The organism is Variovorax nitratireducens (genome assembly GCF_051216545.1).
Classification (GTDB): domain Bacteria; phylum Pseudomonadota; class Gammaproteobacteria; order Burkholderiales; family Burkholderiaceae_C; genus Variovorax.
Window position 1 is genome coordinate 732,770 of sequence record NZ_JBPJZO010000001.1, and the last position, 24,666, is coordinate 757,435.

At 68.7% G+C, this 24,666-nt stretch carries 22 protein-coding genes; 12 read left to right on the top strand and 10 right to left on the bottom strand.

Features of this window, described 5'->3' with window-relative positions:
* Positions 1-134: 134 nt before the first annotated feature.
* Both ACSFA8_RS03385 and ACSFA8_RS03390 read left to right on the top strand, forming a co-directional pair.
* Positions 135-818, top strand: a complete 684-nt coding sequence (locus tag ACSFA8_RS03385) for a response regulator transcription factor (RefSeq protein WP_435478099.1) — start codon at positions 135-137, stop codon at positions 816-818.
* Positions 815-2,212, top strand: a complete 1,398-nt coding sequence (locus ACSFA8_RS03390; protein ID WP_435478100.1) for a sensor histidine kinase — start codon at positions 815-817, stop codon at positions 2,210-2,212. Before ACSFA8_RS03385 ends, ACSFA8_RS03390 begins: the two co-directional genes overlap by 4 nt.
* Here the strand turns inward: ACSFA8_RS03390 and ACSFA8_RS03395 are convergent.
* Positions 2,209-5,016 carry a hybrid sensor histidine kinase/response regulator gene (locus tag ACSFA8_RS03395; protein ID WP_435478101.1) on the bottom strand — a complete coding sequence of 936 codons (2,808 nt, stop codon included), beginning with the start codon at positions 5,014-5,016 and terminating at the stop codon, positions 2,209-2,211. The genes ACSFA8_RS03390 and ACSFA8_RS03395 overlap by 4 nt on opposite strands.
* Complete coding sequence (locus tag ACSFA8_RS03400; RefSeq protein WP_435478102.1) at positions 5,013-6,128, bottom strand: substrate-binding domain-containing protein; 1,116 nt, start codon at positions 6,126-6,128, stop codon at positions 5,013-5,015. Before ACSFA8_RS03400 ends, ACSFA8_RS03395 begins: the two co-directional genes overlap by 4 nt.
* 120 nt (positions 6,129-6,248) lie before the next feature.
* Between ACSFA8_RS03400 and ACSFA8_RS03405 the strand changes: the two genes are divergently transcribed.
* The 3 genes from ACSFA8_RS03405 to ACSFA8_RS03415 all read left to right on the top strand — a co-directional run bounded on the left by ACSFA8_RS03405 (position 6,249) and on the right by ACSFA8_RS03415 (position 8,678).
* The gene (locus ACSFA8_RS03405) at positions 6,249-6,983 is read left to right on the top strand and encodes an ABC transporter permease (RefSeq protein WP_435478103.1); all 735 of its coding nucleotides are present in this window, start codon (positions 6,249-6,251) and stop codon (positions 6,981-6,983) included.
* 148 nt (positions 6,984-7,131) lie between these two features.
* Positions 7,132-7,827: an ABC transporter ATP-binding protein gene (locus ACSFA8_RS03410; RefSeq protein WP_435478104.1), complete on the top strand. Its 696-nt coding sequence runs from the start codon at positions 7,132-7,134 to the stop codon at positions 7,825-7,827.
* Positions 7,824-8,678: an ABC transporter substrate-binding protein gene (locus ACSFA8_RS03415; protein ID WP_435478105.1), complete on the top strand. Its 855-nt coding sequence runs from the start codon at positions 7,824-7,826 to the stop codon at positions 8,676-8,678. The genes ACSFA8_RS03410 and ACSFA8_RS03415 overlap by 4 nt, the downstream gene beginning before the upstream one ends.
* A 436-nt stretch (positions 8,679-9,114) precedes the next feature.
* On the opposite strand, the gene ACSFA8_RS03420 is transcribed toward ACSFA8_RS03415, so the two are convergent.
* The 4 genes from ACSFA8_RS03420 to ACSFA8_RS03435 form a co-directional block, all read right to left on the bottom strand.
* Positions 9,115-10,632, bottom strand: coding sequence for a tripartite tricarboxylate transporter permease (locus ACSFA8_RS03420; protein ID WP_435478106.1), 1,518 nt, complete (start codon positions 10,630-10,632; stop codon positions 9,115-9,117).
* Positions 10,632-11,063: a tripartite tricarboxylate transporter TctB family protein gene (locus ACSFA8_RS03425; RefSeq protein ID WP_435478107.1), complete on the bottom strand. Its 432-nt coding sequence runs from the start codon at positions 11,061-11,063 to the stop codon at positions 10,632-10,634. Before ACSFA8_RS03425 ends, ACSFA8_RS03420 begins: the two co-directional genes overlap by 1 nt.
* 183 nt (positions 11,064-11,246) lie before the next feature.
* A complete protein-coding gene (locus ACSFA8_RS03430) occupies positions 11,247-12,740 on the bottom strand; it encodes a sensor histidine kinase (protein WP_435478108.1) in 1,494 nt (497 codons plus the stop codon).
* Positions 12,721-13,407: a response regulator gene (locus ACSFA8_RS03435; protein ID WP_435478109.1), complete on the bottom strand. Its 687-nt coding sequence runs from the start codon at positions 13,405-13,407 to the stop codon at positions 12,721-12,723. Before ACSFA8_RS03435 ends, ACSFA8_RS03430 begins: the two co-directional genes overlap by 20 nt.
* Positions 13,408-13,563: 156 nt before the next feature.
* Here ACSFA8_RS03435 and ACSFA8_RS03440 point away from each other — a divergent pair, with 156 nt between their 5' ends.
* Positions 13,564-13,941, top strand: a complete 378-nt coding sequence (locus tag ACSFA8_RS03440) for a nuclear transport factor 2 family protein (protein WP_435478110.1) — start codon at positions 13,564-13,566, stop codon at positions 13,939-13,941.
* Positions 13,942-13,965: 24 nt separating this feature from the next.
* Here the strand turns inward: ACSFA8_RS03440 and modC are convergent, their stop codons facing one another.
* The 3 genes from modC to modA are packed head-to-tail and all read right to left on the bottom strand — an operon-like array spanning position 13,966 to position 16,470.
* On the bottom strand, positions 13,966-15,039 hold the full coding sequence (gene modC, locus ACSFA8_RS03445) for a molybdenum ABC transporter ATP-binding protein (protein ID WP_435478111.1): 1,074 nt from the start codon (positions 15,037-15,039) through the stop codon (positions 13,966-13,968).
* The gene (modB, locus tag ACSFA8_RS03450; protein WP_435478112.1) at positions 15,036-15,719 is read right to left on the bottom strand and encodes a molybdate ABC transporter permease subunit; all 684 of its coding nucleotides are present in this window, start codon (positions 15,717-15,719) and stop codon (positions 15,036-15,038) included. The genes modC and modB overlap by 4 nt, the downstream gene beginning before the upstream one ends.
* A 10-nt stretch (positions 15,720-15,729) precedes the next feature.
* A complete protein-coding gene (gene modA, locus ACSFA8_RS03455) occupies positions 15,730-16,470 on the bottom strand; it encodes a molybdate ABC transporter substrate-binding protein (protein ID WP_435478113.1) in 741 nt (246 codons plus the stop codon).
* A 58-nt stretch (positions 16,471-16,528) separates the two neighbouring features.
* Here modA and ACSFA8_RS03460 point away from each other — a divergent pair, with 58 nt between their 5' ends.
* On the top strand, positions 16,529-17,275 hold the full coding sequence (locus tag ACSFA8_RS03460) for a TOBE domain-containing protein (protein ID WP_435478114.1): 747 nt from the start codon (positions 16,529-16,531) through the stop codon (positions 17,273-17,275).
* A 34-nt stretch (positions 17,276-17,309) separates the two neighbouring features.
* Here ACSFA8_RS03460 and ACSFA8_RS03465 read toward each other — a convergent pair whose 3' ends face one another.
* Positions 17,310-18,434, bottom strand: coding sequence for a helix-turn-helix domain-containing protein (locus ACSFA8_RS03465; protein WP_435478115.1), 1,125 nt, complete (start codon positions 18,432-18,434; stop codon positions 17,310-17,312).
* 149 nt (positions 18,435-18,583) lie between these two features.
* On the opposite strand from ACSFA8_RS03465, the gene ACSFA8_RS03470 reads away from it, so the two are divergent.
* From ACSFA8_RS03470 to ACSFA8_RS03490, 5 genes are all read left to right on the top strand, one after another.
* The gene (locus ACSFA8_RS03470; protein WP_435478116.1) at positions 18,584-19,081 is read left to right on the top strand and encodes a (2Fe-2S)-binding protein; all 498 of its coding nucleotides are present in this window, start codon (positions 18,584-18,586) and stop codon (positions 19,079-19,081) included.
* A 10-nt stretch (positions 19,082-19,091) separates the two neighbouring features.
* On the top strand, positions 19,092-21,536 hold the full coding sequence (locus tag ACSFA8_RS03475; protein ID WP_435478117.1) for a xanthine dehydrogenase family protein molybdopterin-binding subunit: 2,445 nt from the start codon (positions 19,092-19,094) through the stop codon (positions 21,534-21,536).
* 23 nt (positions 21,537-21,559) lie between these two features.
* Positions 21,560-22,348 (top strand): FAD binding domain-containing protein, encoded by a 789-nt coding sequence (locus ACSFA8_RS03480; protein ID WP_435478118.1) that lies wholly within the window; start codon positions 21,560-21,562, stop codon positions 22,346-22,348.
* Between the two features lie 149 nt (positions 22,349-22,497).
* Positions 22,498-23,424 (top strand): AAA family ATPase, encoded by a 927-nt coding sequence (locus ACSFA8_RS03485; protein WP_435478119.1) that lies wholly within the window; start codon positions 22,498-22,500, stop codon positions 23,422-23,424.
* Positions 23,425-23,506: 82 nt separating this feature from the next.
* On the top strand, positions 23,507-24,655 hold the full coding sequence (locus ACSFA8_RS03490; RefSeq protein ID WP_435478445.1) for a vWA domain-containing protein: 1,149 nt from the start codon (positions 23,507-23,509) through the stop codon (positions 24,653-24,655).
* The last annotated feature ends 11 nt before the right edge of the window (positions 24,656-24,666 follow it).

The window sequence follows — 24,666 nt, forward strand, 5'->3', positions numbered from 1 at the left end:
TTGTTGACTGTTCTGAATGGCGGCGCAGAGCTTAAAAAACTGCGCCTGAAGAGCGTCGCAAGAAATCCTGAAAATCTCTTCAGGATCGATGCGCCAGCCCGCTGCCGCCGTGCGTTGATGCGAGACTCGCCGGCATGAAGATCCTGCTGGTTGAAGACGATGCCAAGGCCGCACGCCTGCTTGCGCGCGGGCTCGAGGAAGAAGGTTTTCTGGTCGACATCGCCGGCTCGGCCGAAGAGGGTGAGCTGCGTGTCTTTTCTTCCGAATACGACCTGCTGGTGCTCGACTGGATGCTGCCCGGCAAGGATGGCCTGGCGCTGTGCCAGGCGCTGCGGCACAACAAGGTTCACACGCCGATCCTGATGCTCACCGCACGCGATGCGCTAGGCGACCGCGTGGCGGGCCTCAACACCGGGGCCGACGATTACCTGACCAAGCCCTTCGCCTTCGACGAGCTGCTCGCGCGGGCGCGCGCGTTGCTGCGGCGCTCCGAACTCACGCGGCCGCCAGTGCTCGCGGTGGAGGATCTGAGCCTCGACCCGATGGCCCAGCGCGTTACCCGCGGCGAGGTCGCCATCACCCTCACGCGCAAGGAGTACGCGATCCTCGAAGTGCTTATGCGGCAAGCGGGCGGCGTGGTCAGCCGCTCGCGCCTGGCCGAGCAGGTGTGGAAGGCCGATCTGATCGCCATCGACAACCTGATCGATGTGCACGTCGGCAATCTGCGCCGCAAGATCGATGCCCCTGGGCTGCCCGCGCTGATCCACACCGTGCGCGGCCGCGGCTTCCGGCTGAGCGCGGCGGAAGCTGACGCGTGATCGGCTTTCGCACCCGGTTGACGCTGGCGCACCAGGCCGTCATCGTGGTGGTGCTCACGGTCACGGCGGCCGCCGCCTATTGGACGCTGTCACGTGAAGTGCACGGGCAACTCGACGCCGCGCTGCTGGCGCTGGCGGAGACCGAAGCCAGCGCGCTGCCGGAACAGGCCGGCCAATCCGTCAGCGTGCACGAGGCAGTGGCCGTCGGCGCGCCGCCTTCGTTCGAGCGACTCGACCGGCTGCTGCAGATCGTCGGTGACGGTGGCGAGGTGCTCGCGCGCAGCCGCAACCTCGGCGCGGCCCGGCTTCCGGTGTCACCCGATCTGTTGACGCGCCTCGCTGCAGGAGAGGTCGTGTTCGAAACCCTGCACAGCTTCGGCAGCGAGCCGACGCGCATGGTTTCGTTGCCGGTACAGGGCCGCGGGGCCGTGCGTGCGGTGCAGGTGGCCGGCTCGCTCGACGACGTGAACCATGTTGTCGCGACGGCCAGCGTGCTGTTCGGCGTGATGGGCGTCACGCTGCTGGTGGCCGTGGGCGCAGCGGGTTTCCTGCTGACGCGGGGTGCGTTCCGGGCGATCGACGACGTGGTCGAGCAGGCGCACCGCATCGGCGATGCCAGCCTGGGGCGGCGCCTGCCGCATCCGGGCACGAACGACGAGATCGGGCGACTGGTGCAGACGCTCAACGAGATGCTCGATCGCCTCGAGCATGGCTTCGACGCGCAGAGGCGCTTCACCGCGGACGCCTCGCACGAGCTGCGCTCGCCGCTGTCGCGCCTGCGCACCGAGCTGGAGCTGGCGCTGCGGCGGCCACGCGAACCGGCTGACTATGTGGTTGCGCTGCAGTCGTGCGTCGAGGAGGTCGAGCGCCTTACGCTGCTGGTCGAAGAGCTGCTGACGCTGGCGCGGCTGGACGCCGGCCAGGAGCGCGGCCCGGCCGAAACTGCGCCGCTCGACACCCTGGCGGAAGACGCCGTGGCCCGGCAGGAAAGCGCCGCCCGGGAGCGTGGCGTACAGATCACGCTGGCCCGCTCGTTCGCCGGGCCGGCCATGGTCGCGCGCGGCCCGACGAGCCTGGTGCTTGCCAACCTGCTCGACAACGCGGTCAAGTTCTCTCCACCCGGCGGCCATGTGATGTTGCGCATCGCCACCGAGGGCATGGAAGCCGTCATCGTCGTGGGCGACGACGGGCCCGGCATCCAGGCACAAGACCTGCCCTACGTGTTCGAGCGCTTCTTCCGCGGCGCCGCGGCGCGCACCGGGGCGGTACCAGGCATCGGGCTGGGCCTGGCCCTGTCTCAGGCGATCCTGCACGCACACGGTGGCCGGATCGACGCATCGAGCCCGCCTGAGGGCGGTGCGCTTTTCACGGCGCGGCTGCCGCTGGCGGCTTAGCGGCCACGCGGCTGCTGGCGCACGATCTGCTCGACCATGTGCGCAAAATCGTCGATGGCGAAGGGCTTGGCGATCATCTGCATTCCCGGCGCCAGGAACTCGGCGCGCGTGGTCGCGTGCTCGGCATAGCCAGTCATGAACAACACGTCGAGGCCGGGGCGGTGCTGGCGCGCGATTTCGGCCAGTTGGCGGCCATTGATGCCCGGTAGGCCGACATCGCTCACCAGCAGGTCGATGCGCTGGCCCGATTGAAGGATGGGGACGGCGGCAGCACCGTCGGCCGCCTGCAGCGTGCGATAGCCCAGGTCTTCCAGCACGTCGAGCACCAGCAGGCGCACGCCGGGGTCGTCTTCCACCACAAGCACCACCTCGCCGCTGCCCTGCGGCAGGGCCACGGCTGCCGCGACCACCGAATCCGACGCGTCCTGGTTGCCGGCGCGCGGCAGGTAAAGCGTGACCGTGGTGCCCTGGCCCACCTCGCTCTGGATGCGAACGTGGCCGAGCGACTGCTGCACAAAGCCGTACACCATCGACAGCCCGAGGCCGGTGCCCTGGCCGATCGGCTTGGTGGTGAAGAACGGATCGAAAGCCTTGGCCAGCACATCGGGCGGCATGCCGGTGCCGCTGTCGACCACCGCAATGGTGCAATAGTGGCCAGGTTCCAGCCCTTCATGGCCGTGCGTGTCGGCATCGGTCAGCATTACCTGCGAGGCCGTGATGTGCAGCTCGCCACCGTGCGGCATGGCGTCACGCGCGTTGATGGCCAGATTGAGGATCGCGCTTTCGAGCTGGCTCTCGTCGCATAGCGCAGCGCCCGCGCCGGCATCAAGCTGCACCGCGAGCTCCACCTGTTCGCCCAGCGTGCGGCGCAGCAGCTCTTCGATCGAGCCGATCAGGCGGCTGACGTCGACCGGCCGGGTGTCGAGCGTCTGGCGGCGCGAGAACGCCAGCAGCCGCTGGATCAGCGATGCCGCTCGCTGGGCCGACTGGGTGGCCGCGTCCATGTAGCGCTCGAGCCCTTCGGTACGGCCCAGCACCACGCGCCGGCGCATCACCTCGATCGAACCGGTGATGCCCTGCAGCAGGTTGTTGAAGTCGTGGGCAATGCCGCCGGTGAGCTGGCCGATGGCTTCCATCTTCTGGCTTTGGCGCAGCCGGGCTTCGGACTCGCGCAGCGCCGTGATGTCGCGCCCCACCGCATGCAGAAACTGATCGTCGGGCACGGCCGTCCATGACACCGTGCGGAAGCTGCCGTCCCGGTGGCGCAGGCGGCATTCGAAGCGCAGCATCCTGTGGCCGCGCGCCAGGTGGCCGAGTTCTGCGGCCGCGGCCGCGACATCGTCCGGGTGGAGCACGTCGAGGATCTGACTGCCGAGCAGTTCGGTCTCGGTCCAGCCCAGCAGCGCCTCCCAGGCCGGGTTGATCGCGGTGATGCGGCCGCCGAAGTCGGCCACGACCATGATGTCGGTCGACAAATGCCACAGCCGGTCGCGGTCGCGCGTGCGCTCCTCCACGCTCTGCTCGAGCCGGGCCTGCGCAGCCTTCTGGTCGTCGATGTCGGTGTTGGTGCCGACCCAGCGTACCGGCACGCCCAGGTCTGCCGCGGCGTCGAGCGGCTGGGCGCGCACCAGGTGCCAGCGCCAGGCGCCGTCGTGTCGTCTCAACCTGAACTCGGATTCGTAGGCGCTTTGCAGCGCCAGCGAACGGGCCCAGAGTTCCGTGATGCGCGGCAGGTCTTCCGGGTGCACCATGCAATTCCAGCCGTTGCCCGCGAGCTCGGCATGCGTGAGTTGCGAGTAGGCGTACACGCTCTCGCTGAACCAGTCGAGCTGGCCATCGGCCGCGGCCGTCCAGACCTGGTTCGGCACGGCCTGGGCCAGTGCGCGAAAACGCGCTTCGCTCTCGCGCAGCGTGGTCTCGGACCACTTCTGCGCCGTGATGTCCTGCACCACGCCCCGCATCAGCACCGGCCGGCCGGCGTCGTCGCGCACCAGTTCGGCCCGGCGCGAGATCCAGCGCAGCGCACCGTCGCTGGCGCGCCGGATGCGGTATTCGACATTGAGCGGTGCGCTGCCATCGGCGCGGGTTTCGGCCGTCGACATCCGCTCGTTCGGGCCAGCGCGCAAGCGCTCGATTTCGGTGGATTCGAAATCAGCGCGCATCGGCACGCCGAAGATGCGGCAGAACTCGGTCGACACGCTCAGCGCGTTGGTTTCGATATCGAGCAGGAACACGCCGATGCCGCCTGCCGCCTGGGCCATCTGCAACTGCCTGTTGGTTTCGCGCGTCCGGCTTTCGCTGGCCGCCAGCGCCTGCGTCATGCGCACGCGGCCCGTGGTTTCGCTCACGATGCACAGCACGCCACCGATGCGGCCGTCGTTTTCGCGCACCGGCGAATAGGAGATGTCGAAGAACACCTGCTCGAGTTCGCCGTGCCGGTTGATTGAAAAGGGGCGGTCGTTCGCGCTGACCGTTTCGCCGTCGAGCAGCACGCGCTCGAGCAGCGGCCGCAGGTCGTCCCACAGCTCGGCCCAGTGTTCGCGCGCTGGGCGGCCGAGTGCGGCCGGATGTTTGCGGCCGATGGTGGGCGCGTAGGCGTCGTTGTAGAAGGCCACGAAATCGGGACCCCAGAAGAGCACGATCTGCGCTTGCGATGGCAACAGAAAGTCGATGGTGGTACGCAGCGCCACTGGCCACTGCGCCGCTGAGCCAAGCGGTGAATCGGCCGCGCCGAGCTGGCGCACCAGGCTGGCGGTTTCGCCGTCACCGATGGGCCACTGATCAGGCAGCGGGGGAACGCTCACGGGGTCGACCCAATCTTCTTTTTGGACTTGAACTGCCACCAGGGCAGCAACGCACTCAGCGACTGCACCTCGCCGCTGGCGGCGCTCTCGTAGCCGGCCAACGTGCCCAGGCGGTGCTGCCAGGCCGCGCCGCGCAGCAACATTAGCAAGGCTTCGGTCGCCGGATGCGCCAGTGCCGACTTCAGGCAGGCCAGGTGGTAGCGCTCATGCGCCAGCGGCACGAAACTCAGGCCCGCGGCGCGCGCCGCCGATTCGAGGCCGAGCCCGGCATCGGCCTGGCCCGCGGCCACCGCGTGCGCCACCGCGCCGTGCGAGGGCTCGCTGCGCCCGTAGCCGTCGAGCGCGTCGCCATCGAGCCCGGCGGCGTCCAGCAACTCGTCGAGCAGCACGCGCGTGCCGGTGCCGATCGAACGGTTCACGTACCGGGCCTGCAGGCGCGCCACGTCGGCCAGCGATCTCAGCGCGAGCGGGTTGCCCGGCGCCACGATCAGGCCCTGCGTACGGCGTGCGAAGCCGATCAGCTTGTGCAGCCCCGGCTTCAGCAGCGGCTGGTAGGTGCGCTGCGTGAACGAGCCGGCCGCGGCCGATTCGAGCGTGTGAAAACCCGCCATGGTGCAGCGGCCCTGGTTCAGCGCGCTGATGGCGTCCACGCTGCCGCTGAACTGGATGTCGAGCTGGAGCCGCGCGCTGCCGCCCGCATGCGATCGCAGCAGTACCAGCGCATCGTCATGGCTGGCCTGCAGGCTCAGCACATGGGTGCGGTCGTCGAAGGCCAGCGCGAAGGCGCGCTCCAGATCGGCATGCAGTGCCTCGATCTGCGGTGCGAGCCGGGCCTGGGCCTGGCGCTCGGCCCAGAGCAGCTTGTCGCCGAACTCCGAGAGCTGGGCGCGCCGGCCCTTCTCGCCGGTGACCAGCGCGTGGCCGAAGCTCTGCTCCCAGCGCTTGAGCTCGCCCCACACATGGCGGTAGGACAGCTCGAGCGAGCGGGCCGCCGCCGAGATCGAGCCGTGTTCGCGCACGGCCTGCAGCAGCGCCATCAACGGGTTGCCGATCAGCGCGCCTCCGACCCGCCGGCGCGGCGTAATCAGGTAGGAAAGTTCGATCTGTTGCACGGGATGGGAAAGGATGGCTGCGCGTCGAGCATTATGCAGAGCAGACGACAACCTATGCACGCGATTGCATAGGTTGGCCCGCCGGCCCTGCTACTTTCTCGCGGCCATGAAATCCGCCGCATGAACACATTTGCCCAAAGCGCGCTGTCGGCGTGGCAACTGATCGTCTCCGGCGACCCGGTGCTGCTCGCCATCGTCGGTCGTTCGCTGGCTGTCAGTGCCAGTGCGTGCGGGTTGGCCTGCGGCCTCGGCCTGTTGTGTGGGGCGTGGCTTGGCGTAGCCCGCTTTCGCGGCCGCGGCCTGGTGTTGACGCTGCTCAATACGCTGCTGGCGCTGCCTTCGGTGGTGGTCGGGCTGGTCGTCTACCTGCTGCTGTCGCGCTCCGGCCCGTTCGGCGCACTGGGCTGGCTGTTTACCTTCAAGGCCATGGTGCTCGCGCAAACCGTGCTGGTGCTGCCCGTGGTGACCGCGCTCACCCGCCAGACCATCGAGGACGCCGACCGCTCGCATGGCGAGCAGTGGCGCTCGCTCGGCGCCGGCCCGCTGGCGCGCGCGCTACTGCTGGTGTGGGACGAGCGGTATGCGCTGGTCACCGTGCTGATCGCCGCCTTCGGACGCGCCGTGTCCGAGGTCGGTGCCGTGATGGTGGTGGGCGGCAACATCGACGGCTTCACGCGCGTGATGACCACCGCCATCGCGCTCGAAACCAGCAAGGGCGATCTGCCGCTGGCGCTGGCACTGGGGCTGTTGCTGCTGCTGGTGGTACTCGCGCTCAACGTGCTGATCAGCCTGTTGCGCGCCTGGCGCGAGCGCGTCGACGGCGGTGCTGCCGTGGCGATGCGGGTGACGGCATGAGCGCAGCGCCGGGCCGCCCCAAGCAAGCTCGCTCCCGCTTGGCGGGAAGGCGCGCAGCGCCAAGGGTGCACCGATGCGCAGCGCCGGGCCGCCCCAAGCAAGCTCGCTCCCGCTTGGCGGGAAGGCGCGCAGCGCCAAGGGTGCACCGATGAGCGGTGCGCCCTTGTTCGCATTGAGCCAGGTCGAGGTGCGCTTCGGCCGCGTCACGGCGTTGCGTGATGCGTCGCTGTCGATCCATGCAGGCGAGCGGGTTGCGTTGATCGGCGCCAACGGCAGCGGCAAGAGCACGCTGCTGCGTTTGCTGCACGGGCTGGTGCCGCATGCGGCCGGTCGCTTTGCGAGCCATGCGCCGCGGCGCGACCAGGCCATGCTGTTCCAGCGGCCGCACATGCTGCGTGCAAGTGCCGGAACCAATGTGGCAGTCGCGCTCTGGTTGCACGGCATGCCGTGGCGCGACGCGCGCGGTGCGGCCGGCCCGGCGCTCGCCCGCGTCGGCCTCGAGGGGCTGCTGGCGCGCAATGCGCGCACGCTGTCGGGCGGCCAGCAGCAGCGCCTGGCGCTGGCGCGCGCCTGGGCCTTGCAGCCGCAGGTGTTGCTGCTGGACGAGCCGACCGCCAGCCTCGACCCCCATGCCAAGCGCGAGGTCGAGGCCCTGCTGGCCGAGGCCGCGAGCGGGCGCACGCTGGTGTTCGCGAGCCACAACCTGGGCCAGGTCAAGCGCCTGGCCAGCCGAGTCGTTTACCTCGAACAGGGCCGCGTGATCGCCGACCTGCCGGTGCATGAGTTCTTCCACGGCCCGCTGCCCGAAGAAGCCCATTTGTTCGTCAAAGGAGAGTTGGCATGAGAGCCTTTTTCAAGCGTTTCGGTGTGGGCCCCACGGCCCAGGCTGCGGTGGCGCTGGTGTTGCTGGGCGCCAGCATCCTGGTGGCGCGCGCCGAAACCATCACGATGGCCTCGACCACGTCGACCGAGCAATCGGGGCTGTTCGCGCACATGCTGCCGGCCTTCAAGCAGGCCAGCGGCATCGAGGTCAAGGTGGTGGCGGTCGGCACCGGCCAGGCGATCGATATGGCGCGCCGCGGCGATGCCGATGTGCTGTTCGTGCACGACACCGCGGCCGAAGAGAAGTTCGTGGCCGAAGGCTTTGCCGCGAAGCGCCACCCCGTCATGTACAACGACTTCCTGCTGGTCGGCCCGAAGGCCGACCCAGCCGGCGTCAAGGGCAACGACATCGTGACCGCGCTCAAGAAGCTGGCCGCGGCCAACGCGCCATTCGTCTCGCGCGGCGACAAGAGCGGCACCGACTCGGCCGAGCGCCGGCTGTGGAACCTGACCGGCCTGGGCGAAGCGGGCACGCCGTTGGCCAACGACAAGAAGGGCAGCGGCTACAAGGAATGCGGTTGCGGCATGGGGCCGGCGCTCAACATCGCGGCCTCCACCGGCGGCTACGTGCTGGCCGACCGCGGCACCTGGCTCAGCTTCAAGAATCGGGCCGATCTCGCGGTGCTGGTGGAAGGCGACAAGCGCCTGTTCAACCAGTACGGCGTGATGGTGCCGAGTGCCGCGAAGTTTCCCAAGCTCAACAGCACCGGTGCGCAGAAGTTCGTCGACTGGGTGATCTCGCCTGCGGGCCAGGCCAACATTGCGAGCTACAAGATCAACGGCGAGCAGCTGTTCTTTCCCAACGCCAGATGAGTACTTCGGCTCGGGCGTAGGGCCCGGGGGTGGGGCCTGTGGGGCGGGGGCCGGTGCGGGAGGGCCTGGGGCGGGCCGATGGCGGCGGGTGGCCCCTTCCGCGAATGTCCCCCGGCCTGCGGCCTCCTCCTTTATTTCGCTGCAGGGGCCACCCACCACCAGCGGCCAGGGCACGCTCGTGGGGTTCAGCGCTAACGGTCACGCCGCTACCAGGATCAGGGCGGTGGGGCACGCTGCGCAGCGAAATAAAGGAGGAGGCCGCAGGCCGGGGGACATTCGCGGAGCAGCGTGCCCCGCCGACCTGATCCCACCCCTGAACCTCAGCCCCGTGACCCTCAGCGCCCCTGAACCCCAGCCTCCTGACCGTCAGCGCTTCTGAACCTTGGGCGCCCCCGAACCTCAGCGCCCCGAATCCAACCGACCCGTCCGCGGCCCATCACCCGGAAACGACCGCCGTTTCCTCGATGTGAACAGGTGGCCGCCGCAAGCCCCGGACGAACACCACCAGTTGCCACAGCACCACGGCGCCGATCACGGCGAGCAAGGTGCCGCTGATGGGGCGATGGATGAAAATACCGAACTCCCCGCGGCTCAGGAGCATGGCGCGGCGGAAGTTCTCTTCGAGCATGGGGCCCAGGATGAAGCCCAGCATCAGCGGGGCGGCCTCCATGTCGAGCCGGAGGAACGAATAGCCGATCAGGCCGAACACGGCGGTGGTGTAGATGTCTTCCAGGCTGTTGTTGATGCTGTAGGTGCCGATGCAGCAGAAGAACATGATCGCCGGGAACAGCACCGTGTACGGAATCTTGAAGACCGACAGCCAATAGCGCACCAGCGGCACGTTGAGCACCACCAGGAAGCAGTTGCCCACCCACATGCTGGCCACCAGGCCCCAGAACAGGTCGGGGTGCGTGGCGATCATGTTCGGGCCGGGCTGGATGCCCTTCACGATGAAGGCCGCCATCATCAGCGCCATGACCGCGTTCTCCGGAATGCCAATGGCCATGAGCGGGATGAAGCTGGTGCGCGCCGCCGCCTCGTCCGCGGCCGCCTGGCCGGCCACGCCTTCGATGCAGCCGGTGCCGATCTCGTCCTTGTACTTGCTGAAGCGCTTGTCGGCCGCGTAGGCCGCGAACTGGGCGATCGTCGGGCCGCCGCCGGGCAGGATGCCCAGGATCGAGCCGATCACGCTGCCGCGCAAGGCGCTAGGGATGATGCGCTTGAACTCGGCCCAGGTCGGCATGAGCTTGATCTTGCCGTTGAAGGGCGTGAGAACGTTCTTGTTGTCGAGATTCTTCACCACCTCCGCGATGCCGAAGCAGCCGAGCGCGATGCTGATCAGGCCAATGCCGTCCTGCAGGAAGGGCAGATTCATCGTGTAGCGCGCCACGCCGCTGTTCACGTCGGTGCCGACCATGCCGAGCAGCACGCCGACCATCGCCATCGCCAGGCCGTTGAGCAGGCTGCCGCTGCTGACGAAACTCACGCAGAAAAAGCCGAGCAGCATCAGCGCGCAGTAGTCGGCCGGCCCGAACAGGAAGCCCACCTCGCCCAACGCCGGCGCCATCGTCGACAGGACGATGATGGCCACGGTGCCGCCAATGAAGCTCGAGATGCCCGCGGTGAAGAGGGCCAGGCCCGTCTTGCCCTTGAGCGTCATCTGGTAGCCGTCAATGCACGCGACGATGCTGCTGGCGTGCGGAATCTTCATCGTGATGGCACTCACGCTGTCGCCGTACTGCGCACCGTAGTAGATGCCGGCCAGCATGATGAGCGCGCCGCCTGTGGGGATGGAGTACGTCAGCGGCAGCAGCAGGCTGATGGTCGACAACGGGCCGAGCCCGGGCAGCAGCCCGACCAGCGTGCCCACCGTGCAGCCCAGGGCGCAGTACAAGAGGTTCTGCAGCGTCAGTGCCTGTTCGAACCCGAACGCGAGGTTGTGCAGGATGTCCATCAGTAGAGCGGCAGGCTGAGGCCGAGAAAGTTCTTGAAGGCGAAGGCCACCGCGATCAGACCCACGGAGATCTTGATGTTGCGCACCACCGAGTACGAGGTGCCGGCGAGGGTCGAGAAGAACACCAGGAACACGATGCCGAGGATCATGTTGATGTATTCGGAGATCACCGTGAACCCGACCAGGCTCAGCATGATGATCGCGATGTTCTTGACGCTGTGTTCGAGCGGAACGGGCGGCACGAAGTGCGAGCGCACCACGCTGAGCAGGCCGATCACGAACAGGAACACGCTGACCATCACCGGGAACAGGCCCGGCCCGGAGCGGCTGAACTCGCCGATCGCGTAGTTGCTCCTGGCCACCAGGCCGAACAGCAGCGCGATCGCCATGAGGAAAAGCCCCCTCACGAAATTCCGGTTGTTGAAATTCATGCCGTGCTGCTCCGGGGCTGTGCGGCGCGGCGCGTTGTCGGCAATGCGGGCTGAGTCATCCGGGTCTCCTTCTGGTTGTGTCCCGCACGTGGCGGGCAGGCGGAGCGGATGGTAGGGAGCGAGGCTTCCAATCGGCTTTCGTTTTGCCCGCGCACCCTCTAAATACGTGTTATCACTAACGCGCTAACGAGGGTCGGCGGCGCCCGGAGGAAGGCGCAGGATGGCGCGCAAGCCGCTGGCGCCTGCGTCGTCGGCATCGGCGTTCGCGAGCGCGATGTCGCCGCCGTTGCGCCGGGCGTAGGCGCGTGCGATGGCCAGGCCCAGCCCAGCACCGTTAGGGCCTTTTGCGGGGTGTGCGCTGCCCTGGCGGAAGCGTTCGAACACCTCGGATCGTCGTGCCTCGGCGATGCCGGGGCCGTCGTCGCGGACTTCGGCCTGCGCCACGCCATCGCGCCAGCTCGCCGTCACCGTGATGCGCCCGCCGGGTGGCGTGTGGACGATGGCGTTGTGCACGAGGTTGGCGAGCGCCTCGTGCAGCTCGGCGCCGCTGGCCAGCACCGGAACCCCATGGGGCCCGGCGTCCGCCCAGCCCAGATCCTGGTTCTTTTCGTGGGCCAGGGCCAGGTACTGGAGCACCACGTCCCGGGCGACAGCGTTGAGATCCACGACCGCCGGCGCATCGGCGGGCGGGGCCGTGTCGCTCGCGTGGGCCAGCGACAGCAACTGCTCGCACAAGCGCCTGCTGCGCGAGATCTGGGCGACGATGGCGCGCAAGGTCTGCTGAAGCTGCTCGGGATCCTTCTCTCGCAGCGCGACGCCGGCCTGGGTCAGCATGATGGCCAGCGGCGTGCGCAACTGGTGCGATGCGTCGGCCAGGAATTGCGATTGCTGGTCGAGCAGGTCCCGGTAGCTCGCCACGTGCACGTTGACGGCATCGACCAGCGGCGCCACTTCATGCGGCACGCCGCGGGTGTCCAGCGGTTCGAGCGCACGGCCCTTGCTCGCCAGCACCGACCTGCGCAACGCTTCCAGCGGCCGCAGCGACCAGGTCACGCCGAGCCAGACCAGCAGCACCACCACCAGCACCATGCGGGCATCGCGCAGCAGCGCCTGTCGCGTCGCGCTGGCCTGCGCCTGGTCGCGCGGCCCGGTGCCTTCGGCGGCCTGAACCAGCAGCTCGAAGCGCTGGCCGCGCCCGTCGGTGATCTCGCTTCGAAGTGCGACCAGGCGAGACGGTTCGCCGTGCCAGGCGCTGTCGTACCAGACCGGGGACGCCGGGGCCGCCGAGGCCGCCAGTGCAGGCGGTGCCGGCAGATCGGTCTCGCCCATCAAGGTCAATGCGCGCGGCGGCGCGGTTGCCGGGCCCTGCGCGGCCGGCTGGGGTGTGAGGCCGACATGCACATGCTTGTGCCGGGGACGGGTGGCGTCGAACATGGTCTGCACCCCCCGGGGTGCGTCCAGCCGGAGCGAACCGTCCGGCGCGACGAACACGCTGCCTTGCAGCGCCGTGGCCGACTCGAGCAAGGACTGGTCGTAGGCATCCTGCACCAGGGTGCGCAATGCGCGGTGGTCGTTCCAGCTGTCGAGCGCCAGCAGACCCAGGACGGCCGGGAGCAGCAAGGTCAGCAACCGCGCGCGAATGCCGAACCGGGACGCTTCAGTCCGCGGCGTCTTCATGCGCGATGCGCTCCAGCATGTAGCCCAGGCCACGGACGGTCACGATGCGCACGTCGCCGCCGTCCAGCTTGCGGCGCAGCCGGTGAAGCACCAGCTCGATGGCATCCGGGCCGGCGTTGCTGTTGGCCGGAAAAACCTTGCCCGAGAGATGCGATTTCTCGACTGGCGACCCATTGCGCGCCAGCAGCACCGAGAGTGCCGCGCTCTCGCGGGGCGTCAGCTGCAGCAGCCTGCCGGCCAGGGTGAAGGCCCGGCTGTCGTGGGGGCATGAGAGCGAGCCGCATTGCAGCACCGTATGGACGTTCCCGCGGCTGCGCCGCACCAGCGCGGTGAGGCGGGCTTCCAGCTCCTCGATGGCGAAGGGCTTGGTCAGAAAGTCATCGGCCCCGACGTTCAGGCCCTTGACCCGATCCTGCAGCGAACCCTGTGCGGTCAGCACCAGCACGGGTGTGCGGTTGCCGGCTTTGCGGATGTCCGCCAGCAGCGCCAGCCCGTGTTTGTCGGGCAGCCGCAGATCGAGCACCACGGCGTCGTAGTCGTTGCCCGCCAGCAGGGACTCGCCGGTGGCGGCATCCGGCGCGTGATCCGGCACGAAGCCGCTCTGCTTGAACGCGCGCACCAGCCACGAGGCCATCTCGGCTTCGTCTTCAACCAGCAGCAAACGCATTGTTCGTTCTCTCGGACGGCAGGGACGGATGAGGTTCTTGCGCAGGATTCTCGCTCCAGCCATGACCTCCCGCGTCATCGACGCGAAGCCGATGGGCGGCGACCATTCATTCACCCCGCGCTGTTGCGGGCCCTGAACCCCGAAAGGAATCGCACCATGAATACCGCCACCCCCGACGCCGTCGGCATCGCCCATCGCTACATCGCCCTCTGGAACGAAACCGACGCCGCGCGCCGGCAGCAGATGCTCGAAGCCGGCTGGGCGCCCGACGCGCTCTACGTCGACCCCCTGATGCAGGCCAGCGGCCGCGACGAGATCAGCGCGCTGGTTGGCGCCGTGCACCAGCGCTACCCGGGCTTTCGCTTCGCGCTCACCGGCAAGGCCGATGCGCACGGCGACCACGTGCGTTTCAGCTGGACGCTGGGCCCGAGCGGCGCTGCCGACCTGATCCAGGGCACCGACTTCGCGCAGCTCGAAGCCGGCAAGCTCCAGTCGGTCACCGGCTTTCTGGACAAGGTGCCGGTCGGCGCGTGAAATCAGTCGACGACGGCGCGCCCGCTATTCGACGATGGCAACGCCCTTGACCTGCGCATGCACCGGCGTGCCAGGCGCGAGCTGCAGCAGGTCGGCCGACTTGCGCGTGATGCGCGCCAGGATGTGTGTTCCCCCGAGGTCGAGCCCGACCATCGTCTGGCCCGGACTGTCGTCGGCGAGTCCGGTGACGGTGGCGGGCAGGATGTTGAGCACACTGGTGTCGCTCTGCCGATGCAATGTCAGGCTCACATCGCGGGCCTGGATGCGCACGCGCACCAACTGGCCGATGCGGGTGCCGCGGTGCGGCAGGTTGAGCCGGCCCCCCGCGAACTCGACCTGCGTGAGGTGGTAGGCCGGCTCATGCCGGACCACGGTGGCCCGGATTACCGCGCCTGCCGTGTCACCGTGGGCCAACGGCAGATCGAGCTGCGTCATCAGTGCCGCTGCGGCACCGGCGGCGACCACGCGGCCGGCATCGAGCAGCACCAGGTGATCGGCCAGCCGTGCGATCTCGTCCGGCGCATGGGTCACGTACAGAACCGGAATGTCGAGCTCGCCGTGCAGGCGCTCCAGGTAGGGCAGCACCTCGCGCTTGCGCTCGGCGTCCAGCGAGGCCAGGGGTTCGTCCATCAGCAGCAGGTCGGGGCTGGTGGCCAGTGCGCGTGCCATGCCCACGCGTTGCCGCTCTCCGCCCGACAGCGTTTGCGGCTGCCGTGCCATGAGCGCCCCAATGCCCAGCAGCTCGACCGCCTGTGCCAGCGACACCCGCCGGCTGGATGGCGGCACGCGGCGCATGCCGTATTCGAGATTGCGCTGCACATCGAGGTGCGCGAACAGCCGCGTCTCCTGGAACACGTAGCCGATCGCGCGCCGGTGCGTTGGCACGAAGAGATCGCCGTCCTGCCAGAGCGCGCCGTTGACCAGGACATGGTTGCCCGCCGTGCGCTGCAGCCCTGCGATGGCGCGCAGGCAGGTGGTCTTGCCGCAGCCCGAGGGGCCAGAGAGCACGGTCACGCCGCGGCCCGGCAACGCGAGGTCGACATCGAGCGAGAAGCCGGGATGGCCGACGCGCAACGCGGCGCGGATACCGGCGCTCATGTCCGCACCCGCCGCTGCCCGGTCGGGTTCAGCACATACAGCGCGAGCAGCACGACGAACGAGAACGCGACCATGCCGGCCGCGAGCCAGTGCGCCTGCGTGTATTCGAGCGCCTCGACATGGTCGTAGATCTGCACCGACACCACGCGCGTCTTGTCGGGGATGTTGCCGCCGATCATCAGCACCACGCCGAATTCACCGACCGTATGCGCAAAACCCATCACGATGGCCGTGAGGTAGCCCGGCCGCGCGAGCGGCAGCACCACGCTGAAGAAGGTGTCGAGCGGCGTGGCACGCAGCGTGGCGGCAGCCTCCAGCGGCTCGTCGCCGATGGCTTCGAACGCGTTCTGGAGCGGCTGGATCACGAACGGCATCGAATACACCACCGACCCCACCACCAGCCCCGCGAAGGTGAAGGGCAGCAGGCCGAGGCCGAGCGATTGGGTGAGCCGGCCGATCGGCCCGTCGGGCCCCATCGTCACCAGGAAATAGAAGCCCAGCACCGTCGGTGGCAACACGATCGGCAGCGCCACCAGCGCGCCGACCACGCCCTTCCACCGTGAGCGCGTGCGGGCCAGCCACCAGGCGACCGGCGTGCCGAGCAACAGCAGGATCAGCGTGGTGAGCGCTGCCAGCTTGAGCGTGAGCGCAATGGCGGCGAGGTCCGCAGCGGAAGGCATCTACAGGTCGCTATAGGTCGTAGCCGAAGGCGCGGATGACCGCCTTCGCCTTGTCGGTCTTGAGGTAGGCCAGCAGCGCCGCCGCGGCCGCGTTGTCTTTGGCGCTGGCGAGCAGCACCGCGTCTTGCCGGATCGGGTTGTGCAGGTGGCTCGGCACGATCCATGCCGAGCCACGCTGGATCTTGCCGTCCTCATAGACCTGCGAGAGTGCGACGAAGCCCAGCTCGGCGTTGCCGCTGGTCACGAACCCAAAGGTCTGGCCGATGCTTTCGCCCTGCACGAACCTGGGTTCCAGCGCGGCCAACAGTCCGAGCCGGGTCAAGGTCTCGACCGCGGCAGCGCCGTAGGGCGCGAGCTTGGGGGCGGCCAGCGCGAGGTGCGCGAACTGGCCGCGCCTGAGCACATCGCCGTTGCCGTCCACGATGTCGGGCTTCGGCGACCACAGCACCAGTTTGCCGATGGCGTAGGTGAAGCGGCTGCCCGGGACGGCGGCGCCGTCGCGGTCGAGCCGCGCCGGTGTTTCGTCGTCGGCGGCAAGCAACACGTCGAAGGGCGCGCCGCTGCGGATCTGGGCGTAGAACTTGCCGGTCGATCCGGACGTCACCACCGCCTTGTGTCCACTGGCCTTCTCGAAGTCGGCTGCAAGCACCTTCATCGGCCCGACGAAGTTGGCGGCCACGGCGACCTGCACTTCGGCGGCCTGCGCGCCCGCGGCGAACAGCACTGCCATCAAAGCGGCGACGAGTTTCATTTTTCGCTATTCATGAATGGAATAGCGAAAGTGTAAACCGGCCGGCACAATCCCGGCCATGGCAACTCCCCGCTTCAGCGACGCGCTCGGCCACGGCATGAGCGACAAGCGCATCGACATCCTGCGCGGCATCGCCCGCACCGGCAGCATCTCGCAGGCCGCGCGGGAAGCCGGGGTGAGCTACAAGGCGGCCTGGCAGGCCATCGCCACGCTGACCAACCTGGCGGGCGTGCCGCTGGTCGAGCGCGCGGTTGGCGGCGCGGGCGGTGGCGGTGCCACGCTCACGGCCGAGGGGCAGCAATTGCTGGCGCTGGCCGATGCGCATGCCGTTGCGCGCCGCGGCGTGCAGGTGCACAGCGGTGCCGCTGCGGCGGTGGCGCGGCTGTCGGTGCGCACCAGCATGCGCAACCAGTTGCCGGCCACGGTGCGCGAACTCGAGCGCACCGGCCCGGTAGTGCGCGTGCGCATGGCGCTGCCCAATGGCGAAACCATGGCCGCCCGCATCACGCACGAGAGCGCCGAACTGTTGGGGCTGGCCGAGGGCATGACGGCCATCGCGCTCTGCAAAGCCACGGCAGTGCAGGTCGAGCGCGCGGATGCAGCGCATGGCATCCCGGGCAACCAGCTGACCGGCACGGTGGCACGGGTGGCGCGCGGCGACAGCGGTGACGAGATCGTGATCGCGCTGGCCGGCGGCGAGCTTCAGCTCGTCGGCTTCGCCGCGAGCGGCAGCGGCATGCGCACGCGCCAGCGGGTGACGGCGCTGGTGGACGAGGCGGCCGTTGTGGTGGCGCTGCCGGGGTAAAAGCGTTGCGGCGCGGGCGTGCAGGCGATCCGCTTCACCCGCGCGCGCCGTGCGCCAGCTTGCGGTACACGGTCGCACGGCTGATGCCGAGTACGCGGGCGGCTTCCGCGACGTTGCCGCGTGCCTCGTCGACGGCCTTGCGGATCAGGGCGGTTTCCACGTCGCGCAGGCGTGGGCGGGGTTGCGCTGCGATGGCCGGTGCCGCCCCGTCGCCGATCACGCCGCCCGCCCATGGCCGCGCCTGCAGGCGCAGGCCAGACCACAGCGGCACCTCGATCACGCTGCCGTTGGAGCGGCGCGCCGCATCCCACAGCAGCGTCCATGGCAGGGCGAACAGGTCGCTGGCGTGCAGCCGTGCCGGCAGCGCCGGGGTCGCGGGCTGATTGACCATCTCGCGCGCCGCCGCGTTGCTGGCCACGACGTGGCCGTCACTGTCCAGGCACAGCAGCCCTTCGGACTCGGTGTTGCCCCCGTAGCCCGGCCAGTTCAGCCGCACCAGCAGGTCGTGCGGCTGTTGCAGCACCAGCGCGTTCTCGATGCTGCGCGCCGACAGGGCGGCCAGGTGTTTGAGTTCGGGGCGCTCGACCACGTTCACGCCGGTCAGGTCGAGCATGCCGACGCATTGGCCGTCGGGCCCGAACAGGGGCGCACCGGCGCAGCTGTAGAGGCTGGTGTCGTCAAAGAAGTGTTCGCCGCGGTGCAGCCAGACGGGCTGCAGCTCGGCCAGCGCGGCCCCGATGGCGGTGGTGCCCACGGCGTGTTCCGACAGGTCGATGCCGACGCGTGCGATGTCGACCGCCGGCCGTTCGGCGTTCGCCGGCACGCCGCGCACGTCGATCACGATTCCGCGTGCGTCGGTAAGGATCGCGAAGTAGCGCGTGTCAGCGATGGCGCGCGCCAGGCGGTCCAGCACCGGCTGCGCGGCCGCCACCAGGCTGCGGCTTTGCTCGACCATGCGGTGGGCGTGCCGGGCCGACACGGCATCGAAGCTCACGCGCTGTTGCGGCCGCCGGCCGGCCGACAGGCAGCGCTGCCAGGAGCGCGTGATCCAGGGTTCGATGCGCGAACTGGTCGAGGTGGCGTGCTCGATCACGTCGCGCCGGGCCTGGGCGATCAGCGCGGCTCGTTCGGGCAGCGAGGCGGGAGCGGAAGGCAGCATGGGGAGATTGTGGGGGCGCGCTGTTTCATTTTGAGAATTTCGCAGGCGCCGTGCAAGCGTCAAGGGTTTTGCCTAGGATGGTGCCCCGACCCGGCGCCGAAGATGCAACTCGCCGAAATCAGCCATCACCCATAACAGGAGACAGCCACATGCAGGTCAAGCTCACGGTCAACGGCAGCGCCGTCACGGTCGACGCGCCTCCCAACACCTTTCTCGTGCACGCGATCCGCGAGCATCTTCACCTGACCGGCACCCATGTCGGCTGCGACACTGCCCAGTGCGGCGCCTGCACCGTCCACGTCAACGGCCGCGCCGTCAAGTCGTGCAACGTGCTGGTGGCCCAGGTGGCAGACGCCGACATCACCACCATCGAAGGCGTCGCCCAGCCCGATGGCACCATGCACCCGATGCAGGCGGCTTTCAAGGAGTGCCACGGCCTGCAATGCGGCTTCTGCACACCGGGCATGGTGATGAGCGCGATCGACCTGTGCACGCACCATCCGAAGTCGAGCGAGACCGAAGTCCGCGCGCTGCTCGACGGCAACATGTGCCGCTGCACCGGCTACCAGAACATCGTCAAGGCCGTGATGATGGGCGGCGAGGCGATGGCCTCGGGGCAGCCGATCAAGACCGCCGTCGCGGCATAAGGGGAACGACATGGGCGCCCCCGACTTCGCAAAACTGCCGCACATCGGCGAGGCCATCCGCCGCAAGGAGGACTACCGCTTCCTGACCGGCGCCGGCAACTACACCGGCGACATCACGATGGGCGCCCAGGCCCATTGCATCTTCGTACGCTCGCCGCACGCGCACGCCACCCTCCGGTCGGTCGATACCGCCGAGGCGTTGAAGATGCCCGGCGTGGTCGGCATCTTTACCGGCAAGGACATCGAGGGAAAGATGGGCGGGCTGCCCTGCGGCTGGCTCATCAACAACCCCGACGGCACACCGATGAAGGAGCCGCTGCACCCGATCCTGGCGATCAAGAAGGTGCGCTATGTCGGCGACCATGTCGCGATGGTCGTGGCCGAGACGGTCGAGCAGGCCAAGAACGCGGCCGAAGCCGTGGCGGTCGATTACGACGTGCACCCCGCGCTGGTGAGCGTGGCCGATGCCGCGAAAAAGGCGAGCGGCGTCACGGTCCATGACGAGGCGCCCGACAACCAGTGCTACAAGTGGACGCTTGGTGACAAGGCCGGCGTCGATGCGGCCTTTGCCAACGCGGCGCATGTGACCAAGCTCGACCTGGTGAACAACCGGCTGATCCCGAACCCGATCGAGCCGCGCGTGGCCATCGGCAACTACAGCCGGGCGAACGAGGAGTACGTGCTGTACGTGTCGAACCAGAACCCGCACGTCGAGCGCCTTCTGATGACCGCTTTCGTGCTCGGCCTGCCGGAACACAAGGTGCGCGTAATCGCGCCCGACGTCGGCGGCGGCTTCGGCTCCAAGATCTACCTGTATGCCGAGGACGTGTGCCTGACCTGGGCCGCCAAGCAGCTCAACCGCAGCATCAAGTGGACGGGCGAGCGCTCGGAGTGCTTCCTGAGCGACGCGCACGGCCGCGACCATGTGAGCCATGCCGAAATGGCGATCGACAAGGACGGCAAGTTCCTCGCGCTCCGCGTGCACACCGACGCGAACCTCGGCGCCTACCTGTCGACCTTCTCGACCGCGATCCCCACCATCCTGTATGCGACGCTGCTCGCGGGCCAGTACGCCACGCCGCAGATCTACGTCGAGGTCGACGCCTGGTTCACCAACACCGCGCCGGTCGACGCCTACCGCGGGGCGGGACGGCCCGAGGCGACCTACCTGCTGGAGCGGCTGGTATCGCGCTGTGCGTGGGAGTTGAATTTGGGGCAGGACGAGATTCGCCGCCGCAACATGATCACCAGCTTTCCATACCAGACGCCGGTGGCGCTGCAGTACGACACGGGCAACTTTCCCGCCTTGCTGGATCGCGCCAACGAACTCGCCGAGGTCGCGGGCTTTGCCGCGCGCAAGGCCGAGAGTGCCAAGAACGGCAAGCTGCGCGGCATCGGCTACTCCAGCTACATCGAGGCTTGCGGCCTCGCCCCGTCGAACGTGGCCGGAGCGCTCGGTGCGCGCGCCGGGCTGTTCGAGGCGGGTGAAGTGCGCGTGCATCCGACCGGCAGCGTGACGGTGTTTACCGGCTCGCACAGCCATGGCCAGGGCCACGAAACGACCTTTGCACAGCTGGTGGCGGCACGCCTGGGCATCGCGGTCGAGGCGGTCGACATCGTGCACGGCGACACCGGCCGCGTGCCCTTCGGCATGGGCACCTACGGTTCGCGCTCGCTCTCGGTGGGCGGCACGGCGATCATGAAGGCGCTCGACAAGATCGAGGCCAAGGCCAAGAAGATTGCGGCGCACCTGATGGAGGCGAGCGACGCCGACATCGAATTCGCCAACGGCGAATTCACCGTCAAGGGCACCGACAAGAAGATCCCGTTCGGCCAGGTGGCGCTGACGGCCTATGTGCCGCACAACTACCCGCTCGACAAGCTGGAGCCGGGCCTGAACGAAACCGCGTTCTACGACCCGACCAACTTCACCTACCCGGCCGGCAGCTACATCTGCGAAGTCGAAATCGACAAGGGCACGGGCGAGGTCAAGATCGACCGCTTCACCGCGGTGGACGACTTCGGCACCATCGTCAACCCGATGATCGTCGAGGGCCAGGTGCATGGCGGCATCGTGCAGGGCATCGGCCAGGCCCTGATGGAAAACTGCGTGTACGACAACGAAACCGGGCAACTGCTCACCGGCAGCTTCATGGACTACGCCATGCCGCGCGCCGAGGACTTCCCGATGTTCAAGCTCGACACCCTGAGCACGCCCTGCACGCACAACCCGATCGGCTCCAAGGGCTGCGGCGAGGCGGGTGCCATCGGCTCGCCGCCGGCCGTGATCAATGCCGTGCTCGACGCGCTGGCGCCGCTCGGCGTGAAGGACTTCGACATGCCCGCGTCGCCGCACCGGGTGTGGGAGGCGATGCAAAAGGGCGCCACCACCCCGACCCAGGAGCCACAAACCCCGTCGCTGACCGCCAGCACGCAAGGCCGTCCGGCCGCCTGAACGCACAGAAGGAAGAAACCATCATGTACGCCTTCACACTCGAACGTCCCGCTTCCCTCGCCGATGCCGTCAAGCTCGCGGGCGCCGGCGGCAAGCTGCTGGCCGGTGGCCAGACCCTGCTGGCCTCGATGAAACTGCGCCTGTCGGCGCCCGAACAGCTGGTCGACCTCGGCGGCATCAAGGAGCTCACCGGCATCAAGAAAGACGGCAGCAACCTGACCATCGGCGCGATGTCGCGGCATCTCGATGTCGCCAACAACGCCGACGTCAAGGCTGCCTATCCGGCGCTGGCCGACCTGGCCTCGCGCATCGGCGACAGGCAGGTGCGCGCCATGGGCACCCTCGGCGGATCGGTCGCCAACAACGATCCGGCGGCCTGCTACCCCAGCGCGGTGCTCGGCTCGGGCGCGACCATCGTCACCAGCAAGCGCGAGATCGCGGCCGACGACTTCTTCCAGGGCCTGTTCACCACGGCACTGGAAGAGGGGGAGCTGATCACCGCCATCCGCTTTCCGATTCCGCAGCGTGCCGTGTACGAAAAGCTGCGCCAGAAGGCCTCGCATTTTCCGCTGGTCGGCGTGTTCCTGGCACGCTACGACAACAGCGTGCGGGTAGCCGTCACCGGCGCGGGCAACGGCGTGTTCCGGCACAAGGGGCTCGAAGAGGCGTTGACGAAGAGCTTCACGCCCGAGTCCGCCGCCGCCGTGAAGATCGATGCGAGCGAACTCAACAGCGACCTGCATGCCTCCGCCGCGTACCGCGCCAACCTGATCAGCGTGCTGACACAACGCGCCGTAAAAAAAATAGGCTAACCCCCAGTCTTCGCGCACTTCGTGTCGCTCCGCCAACCCCCTTGCAGGGGGCAACACCAGCGGCCCGGCGAAGCCGGTTCCGCGGTGTTCCTCGGCAAAAGATCGCGCGAATCGCTGCGCGATCGAAGCAAGCGCGGTAAAACGATCCCATGACCACCGCCACGCCAACTGCCGCATCCCCTTTCTCCACCATCGACGCGGTCACGCAGGCGCTGCAGGCGGCTGGCTACTTTGCCGACCGGCGCCTGGCGACGGCGGTGTTTCTGGCGCTCAAGTTGCAGCGGCCGTTGTTGCTCGAAGGCGAGCCCGGCGTCGGCAAGACCGAACTGGCCAAGGCGCTTTCCAAGGCGTTGCAGCGCGAACTGCTGCGCCTGCAGTGCTATGACGGGCTCGAGCAGCGCGAGGCGCTCTACGAGTGGAACTACGCGGCCCAGCTGCTGCACATGCGCGCGGCGGAAGCGCACGGCACATCGAGCGACATCGAGGCCGAGGTCTACCAGCCGCGCTACCTGGTGCGCCGGCCGCTGCTGCAGGCGTTGCAGACGCCGGAGCCCGGTGCCGTGCTGCTGATCGACGAGGTCGACCGCGCCGACGAACCGTTCGAGGCCTTCCTGCTCGAATACCTTGGCGAGTACCAGGTGAGCATTCCCGAACTCGGCACGGTGAGCGCGCGGGTGGCGCCCGTGACCATTCTCACCAGCAACCGCACGCGCGAACTCAACGACGCGGTCAAGCGGCGCTGCCTCTACCACTGGCTCGACTACCCCGATCGCGAGCGCGAACTGGCGATCGTGCGGGCGCAGGTGCCGCAAGCCGGTGCCGTGCTCTCGGAACAGGTGGCCGCCTTTATCGGGCGGCTGCGCAGTGCCCCGTTTGCTGGCGCGTTCCAGCGCGCGCCCGGCATTGCCGAGAGCGTGGAGTGGGCCCGGGCGCTGATTGCGCTCGACACGGTCGAGCTCGACCCCGAGATCGTGGTCGATACCGCCGGCATCCTGTTCAAGCAGCGCGACGACGTGGCCGCGCTCACGCGGGAACTGGCCTCCGACCTGTTGAAGCCCGAGGCAGCGGGCGCATGACGCCCGGATTCCGGCAGTTGCCTGCAAGGGGGTGTGCTTGATTCAACTGGGCGATGCCCGCCGCGGCAAGCTGGCCGGCAACATGGCGGGTTTCGGCCGCGCCCTGCGCCGCGCCGGCGTGCGAACCGATTCGGCACGCATCGCGCTCGCGGCGGAGGCGGCGATGCTGGTCGGCGTCGACAGCCGCTTCGACCTGGCCGCCGCGATGGAGTCGGTGATGATCAGCCGCGAGCAGGATCGCATGGTGTTCCGCGAGCTGTTCGATGCCTGGTTCCGCGACCCCGAGCTGGCCAACAAGATGCTCGCGCAGATGCTGCCGAGTGCCGAGGGCAAGGCCGAGCCGGTGAAGCGCCGGCCGCGCGTGCGCGAGGCCCTGGCAGCGCCCCGCGCCCCGGTCACACCCGCGCAGACCGAGCGCGAGGTCGAGTTCGATGCGGCCATGACCGCGAGCGACCGCCAGCGCATGCAGCACGCCGATTTCAACGCGCTGGGCGCGGCCGAATACCGCCTGGTCGAGCGGCTCGCGCGCGACATCGCGCTGCCGGTGCCGACCGTGCCGGCGCGCCGGCTGCGCGTCGCCAGCGGGGCCGGCGCGCATTCGCGCATGCACTGGCCCGGCGTGCTGCACCAGGCGGCGCGCACCGGCGGCGAACTGATGCGCCTGCCGCGGCTGGAGCGGCGCAAGCAACCGTTGCCGCTGCTGGTGCTGGTCGACGTGTCGGGCTCGATGGAGCGCTATGCGCGGCTGCTGCTGGCTTTTCTGCATGCCGCCACACGGCGGGCGGGCCGGCGCGATGTGTTCGCCTTCGGCACCCACCTCACCGACCTGACGCCCGCGTTCCGCATCGCGGACACCGATGCGATGCTGCTGGCTGCAGGCGAAAGCATCGACGACTTTGCCGGTGGCACACGGCTCGGCGGCTCGCTGGCCGAGTTGCGGCGGCGCCATGCGCGCCGGCTCACCGGCCGCCGCACGCTGGTGCTGGTGATCAGCGACGGCCTCGACACCGGCGAGCCCGAAGTGCTCGAGCGCGAACTGCTCTGGCTCAAGCGCCATTCGCGCAAGCTGCTGTGGCTCAACCCGCTGCTGCGCTTTGACGGCTATTCCCCCCTGGCGCGCGGGGCCGCCGTGCTGCACCGGCATGCGGACGCGATGCTGGCGGTTCACAATCTGGGCGCACTCGAGCAACTGGCCGCGAGCCTCGCGGCCCTCATGCGATCGGGCCGTTGACGGCCTGAAGC

Excerpts from the sequence above, each read along its gene's own strand:
- ACSFA8_RS03385 (WP_435478099.1), top strand. The coding sequence starts at position 135 with ATGAAGATCCTGCTGGTTGAAGACGATGCCAAGGCCGCACGCCTGCTT.
- ACSFA8_RS03405 (WP_435478103.1), top strand. The coding sequence starts at position 6,249 with ATGAACACATTTGCCCAAAGCGCGCTGTCGGCGTGGCAACTGATCGTC.
- ACSFA8_RS03410 (WP_435478104.1), top strand. The coding sequence starts at position 7,132 with ATGAGCGGTGCGCCCTTGTTCGCATTGAGCCAGGTCGAGGTGCGCTTC.
- ACSFA8_RS03415 (WP_435478105.1), top strand. The coding sequence starts at position 7,824 with ATGAGAGCCTTTTTCAAGCGTTTCGGTGTGGGCCCCACGGCCCAGGCT.
- ACSFA8_RS03420 (WP_435478106.1), bottom strand. The coding sequence starts at position 10,632 with ATGGACATCCTGCACAACCTCGCGTTCGGGTTCGAACAGGCACTGACG.
- ACSFA8_RS03425 (WP_435478107.1), bottom strand. The coding sequence starts at position 11,063 with ATGAATTTCAACAACCGGAATTTCGTGAGGGGGCTTTTCCTCATGGCG.
- ACSFA8_RS03430 (WP_435478108.1), bottom strand. The coding sequence starts at position 12,740 with ATGAAGACGCCGCGGACTGAAGCGTCCCGGTTCGGCATTCGCGCGCGG.
- ACSFA8_RS03435 (WP_435478109.1), bottom strand. The coding sequence starts at position 13,407 with ATGCGTTTGCTGCTGGTTGAAGACGAAGCCGAGATGGCCTCGTGGCTG.
- ACSFA8_RS03440 (WP_435478110.1), top strand. The coding sequence starts at position 13,564 with ATGAATACCGCCACCCCCGACGCCGTCGGCATCGCCCATCGCTACATC.
- modC (WP_435478111.1), bottom strand. The coding sequence starts at position 15,039 with ATGAGCGCCGGTATCCGCGCCGCGTTGCGCGTCGGCCATCCCGGCTTC.
- modB (WP_435478112.1), bottom strand. The coding sequence starts at position 15,719 with ATGCCTTCCGCTGCGGACCTCGCCGCCATTGCGCTCACGCTCAAGCTG.
- modA (WP_435478113.1), bottom strand. The coding sequence starts at position 16,470 with ATGAAACTCGTCGCCGCTTTGATGGCAGTGCTGTTCGCCGCGGGCGCG.
- ACSFA8_RS03460 (WP_435478114.1), top strand. The coding sequence starts at position 16,529 with ATGGCAACTCCCCGCTTCAGCGACGCGCTCGGCCACGGCATGAGCGAC.
- ACSFA8_RS03465 (WP_435478115.1), bottom strand. The coding sequence starts at position 18,434 with ATGCTGCCTTCCGCTCCCGCCTCGCTGCCCGAACGAGCCGCGCTGATC.
- ACSFA8_RS03470 (WP_435478116.1), top strand. The coding sequence starts at position 18,584 with ATGCAGGTCAAGCTCACGGTCAACGGCAGCGCCGTCACGGTCGACGCG.
- ACSFA8_RS03475 (WP_435478117.1), top strand. The coding sequence starts at position 19,092 with ATGGGCGCCCCCGACTTCGCAAAACTGCCGCACATCGGCGAGGCCATC.
- ACSFA8_RS03480 (WP_435478118.1), top strand. The coding sequence starts at position 21,560 with ATGTACGCCTTCACACTCGAACGTCCCGCTTCCCTCGCCGATGCCGTC.
- ACSFA8_RS03485 (WP_435478119.1), top strand. The coding sequence starts at position 22,498 with ATGACCACCGCCACGCCAACTGCCGCATCCCCTTTCTCCACCATCGAC.
- ACSFA8_RS03490 (WP_435478445.1), top strand. The coding sequence starts at position 23,507 with ATGGCGGGTTTCGGCCGCGCCCTGCGCCGCGCCGGCGTGCGAACCGAT.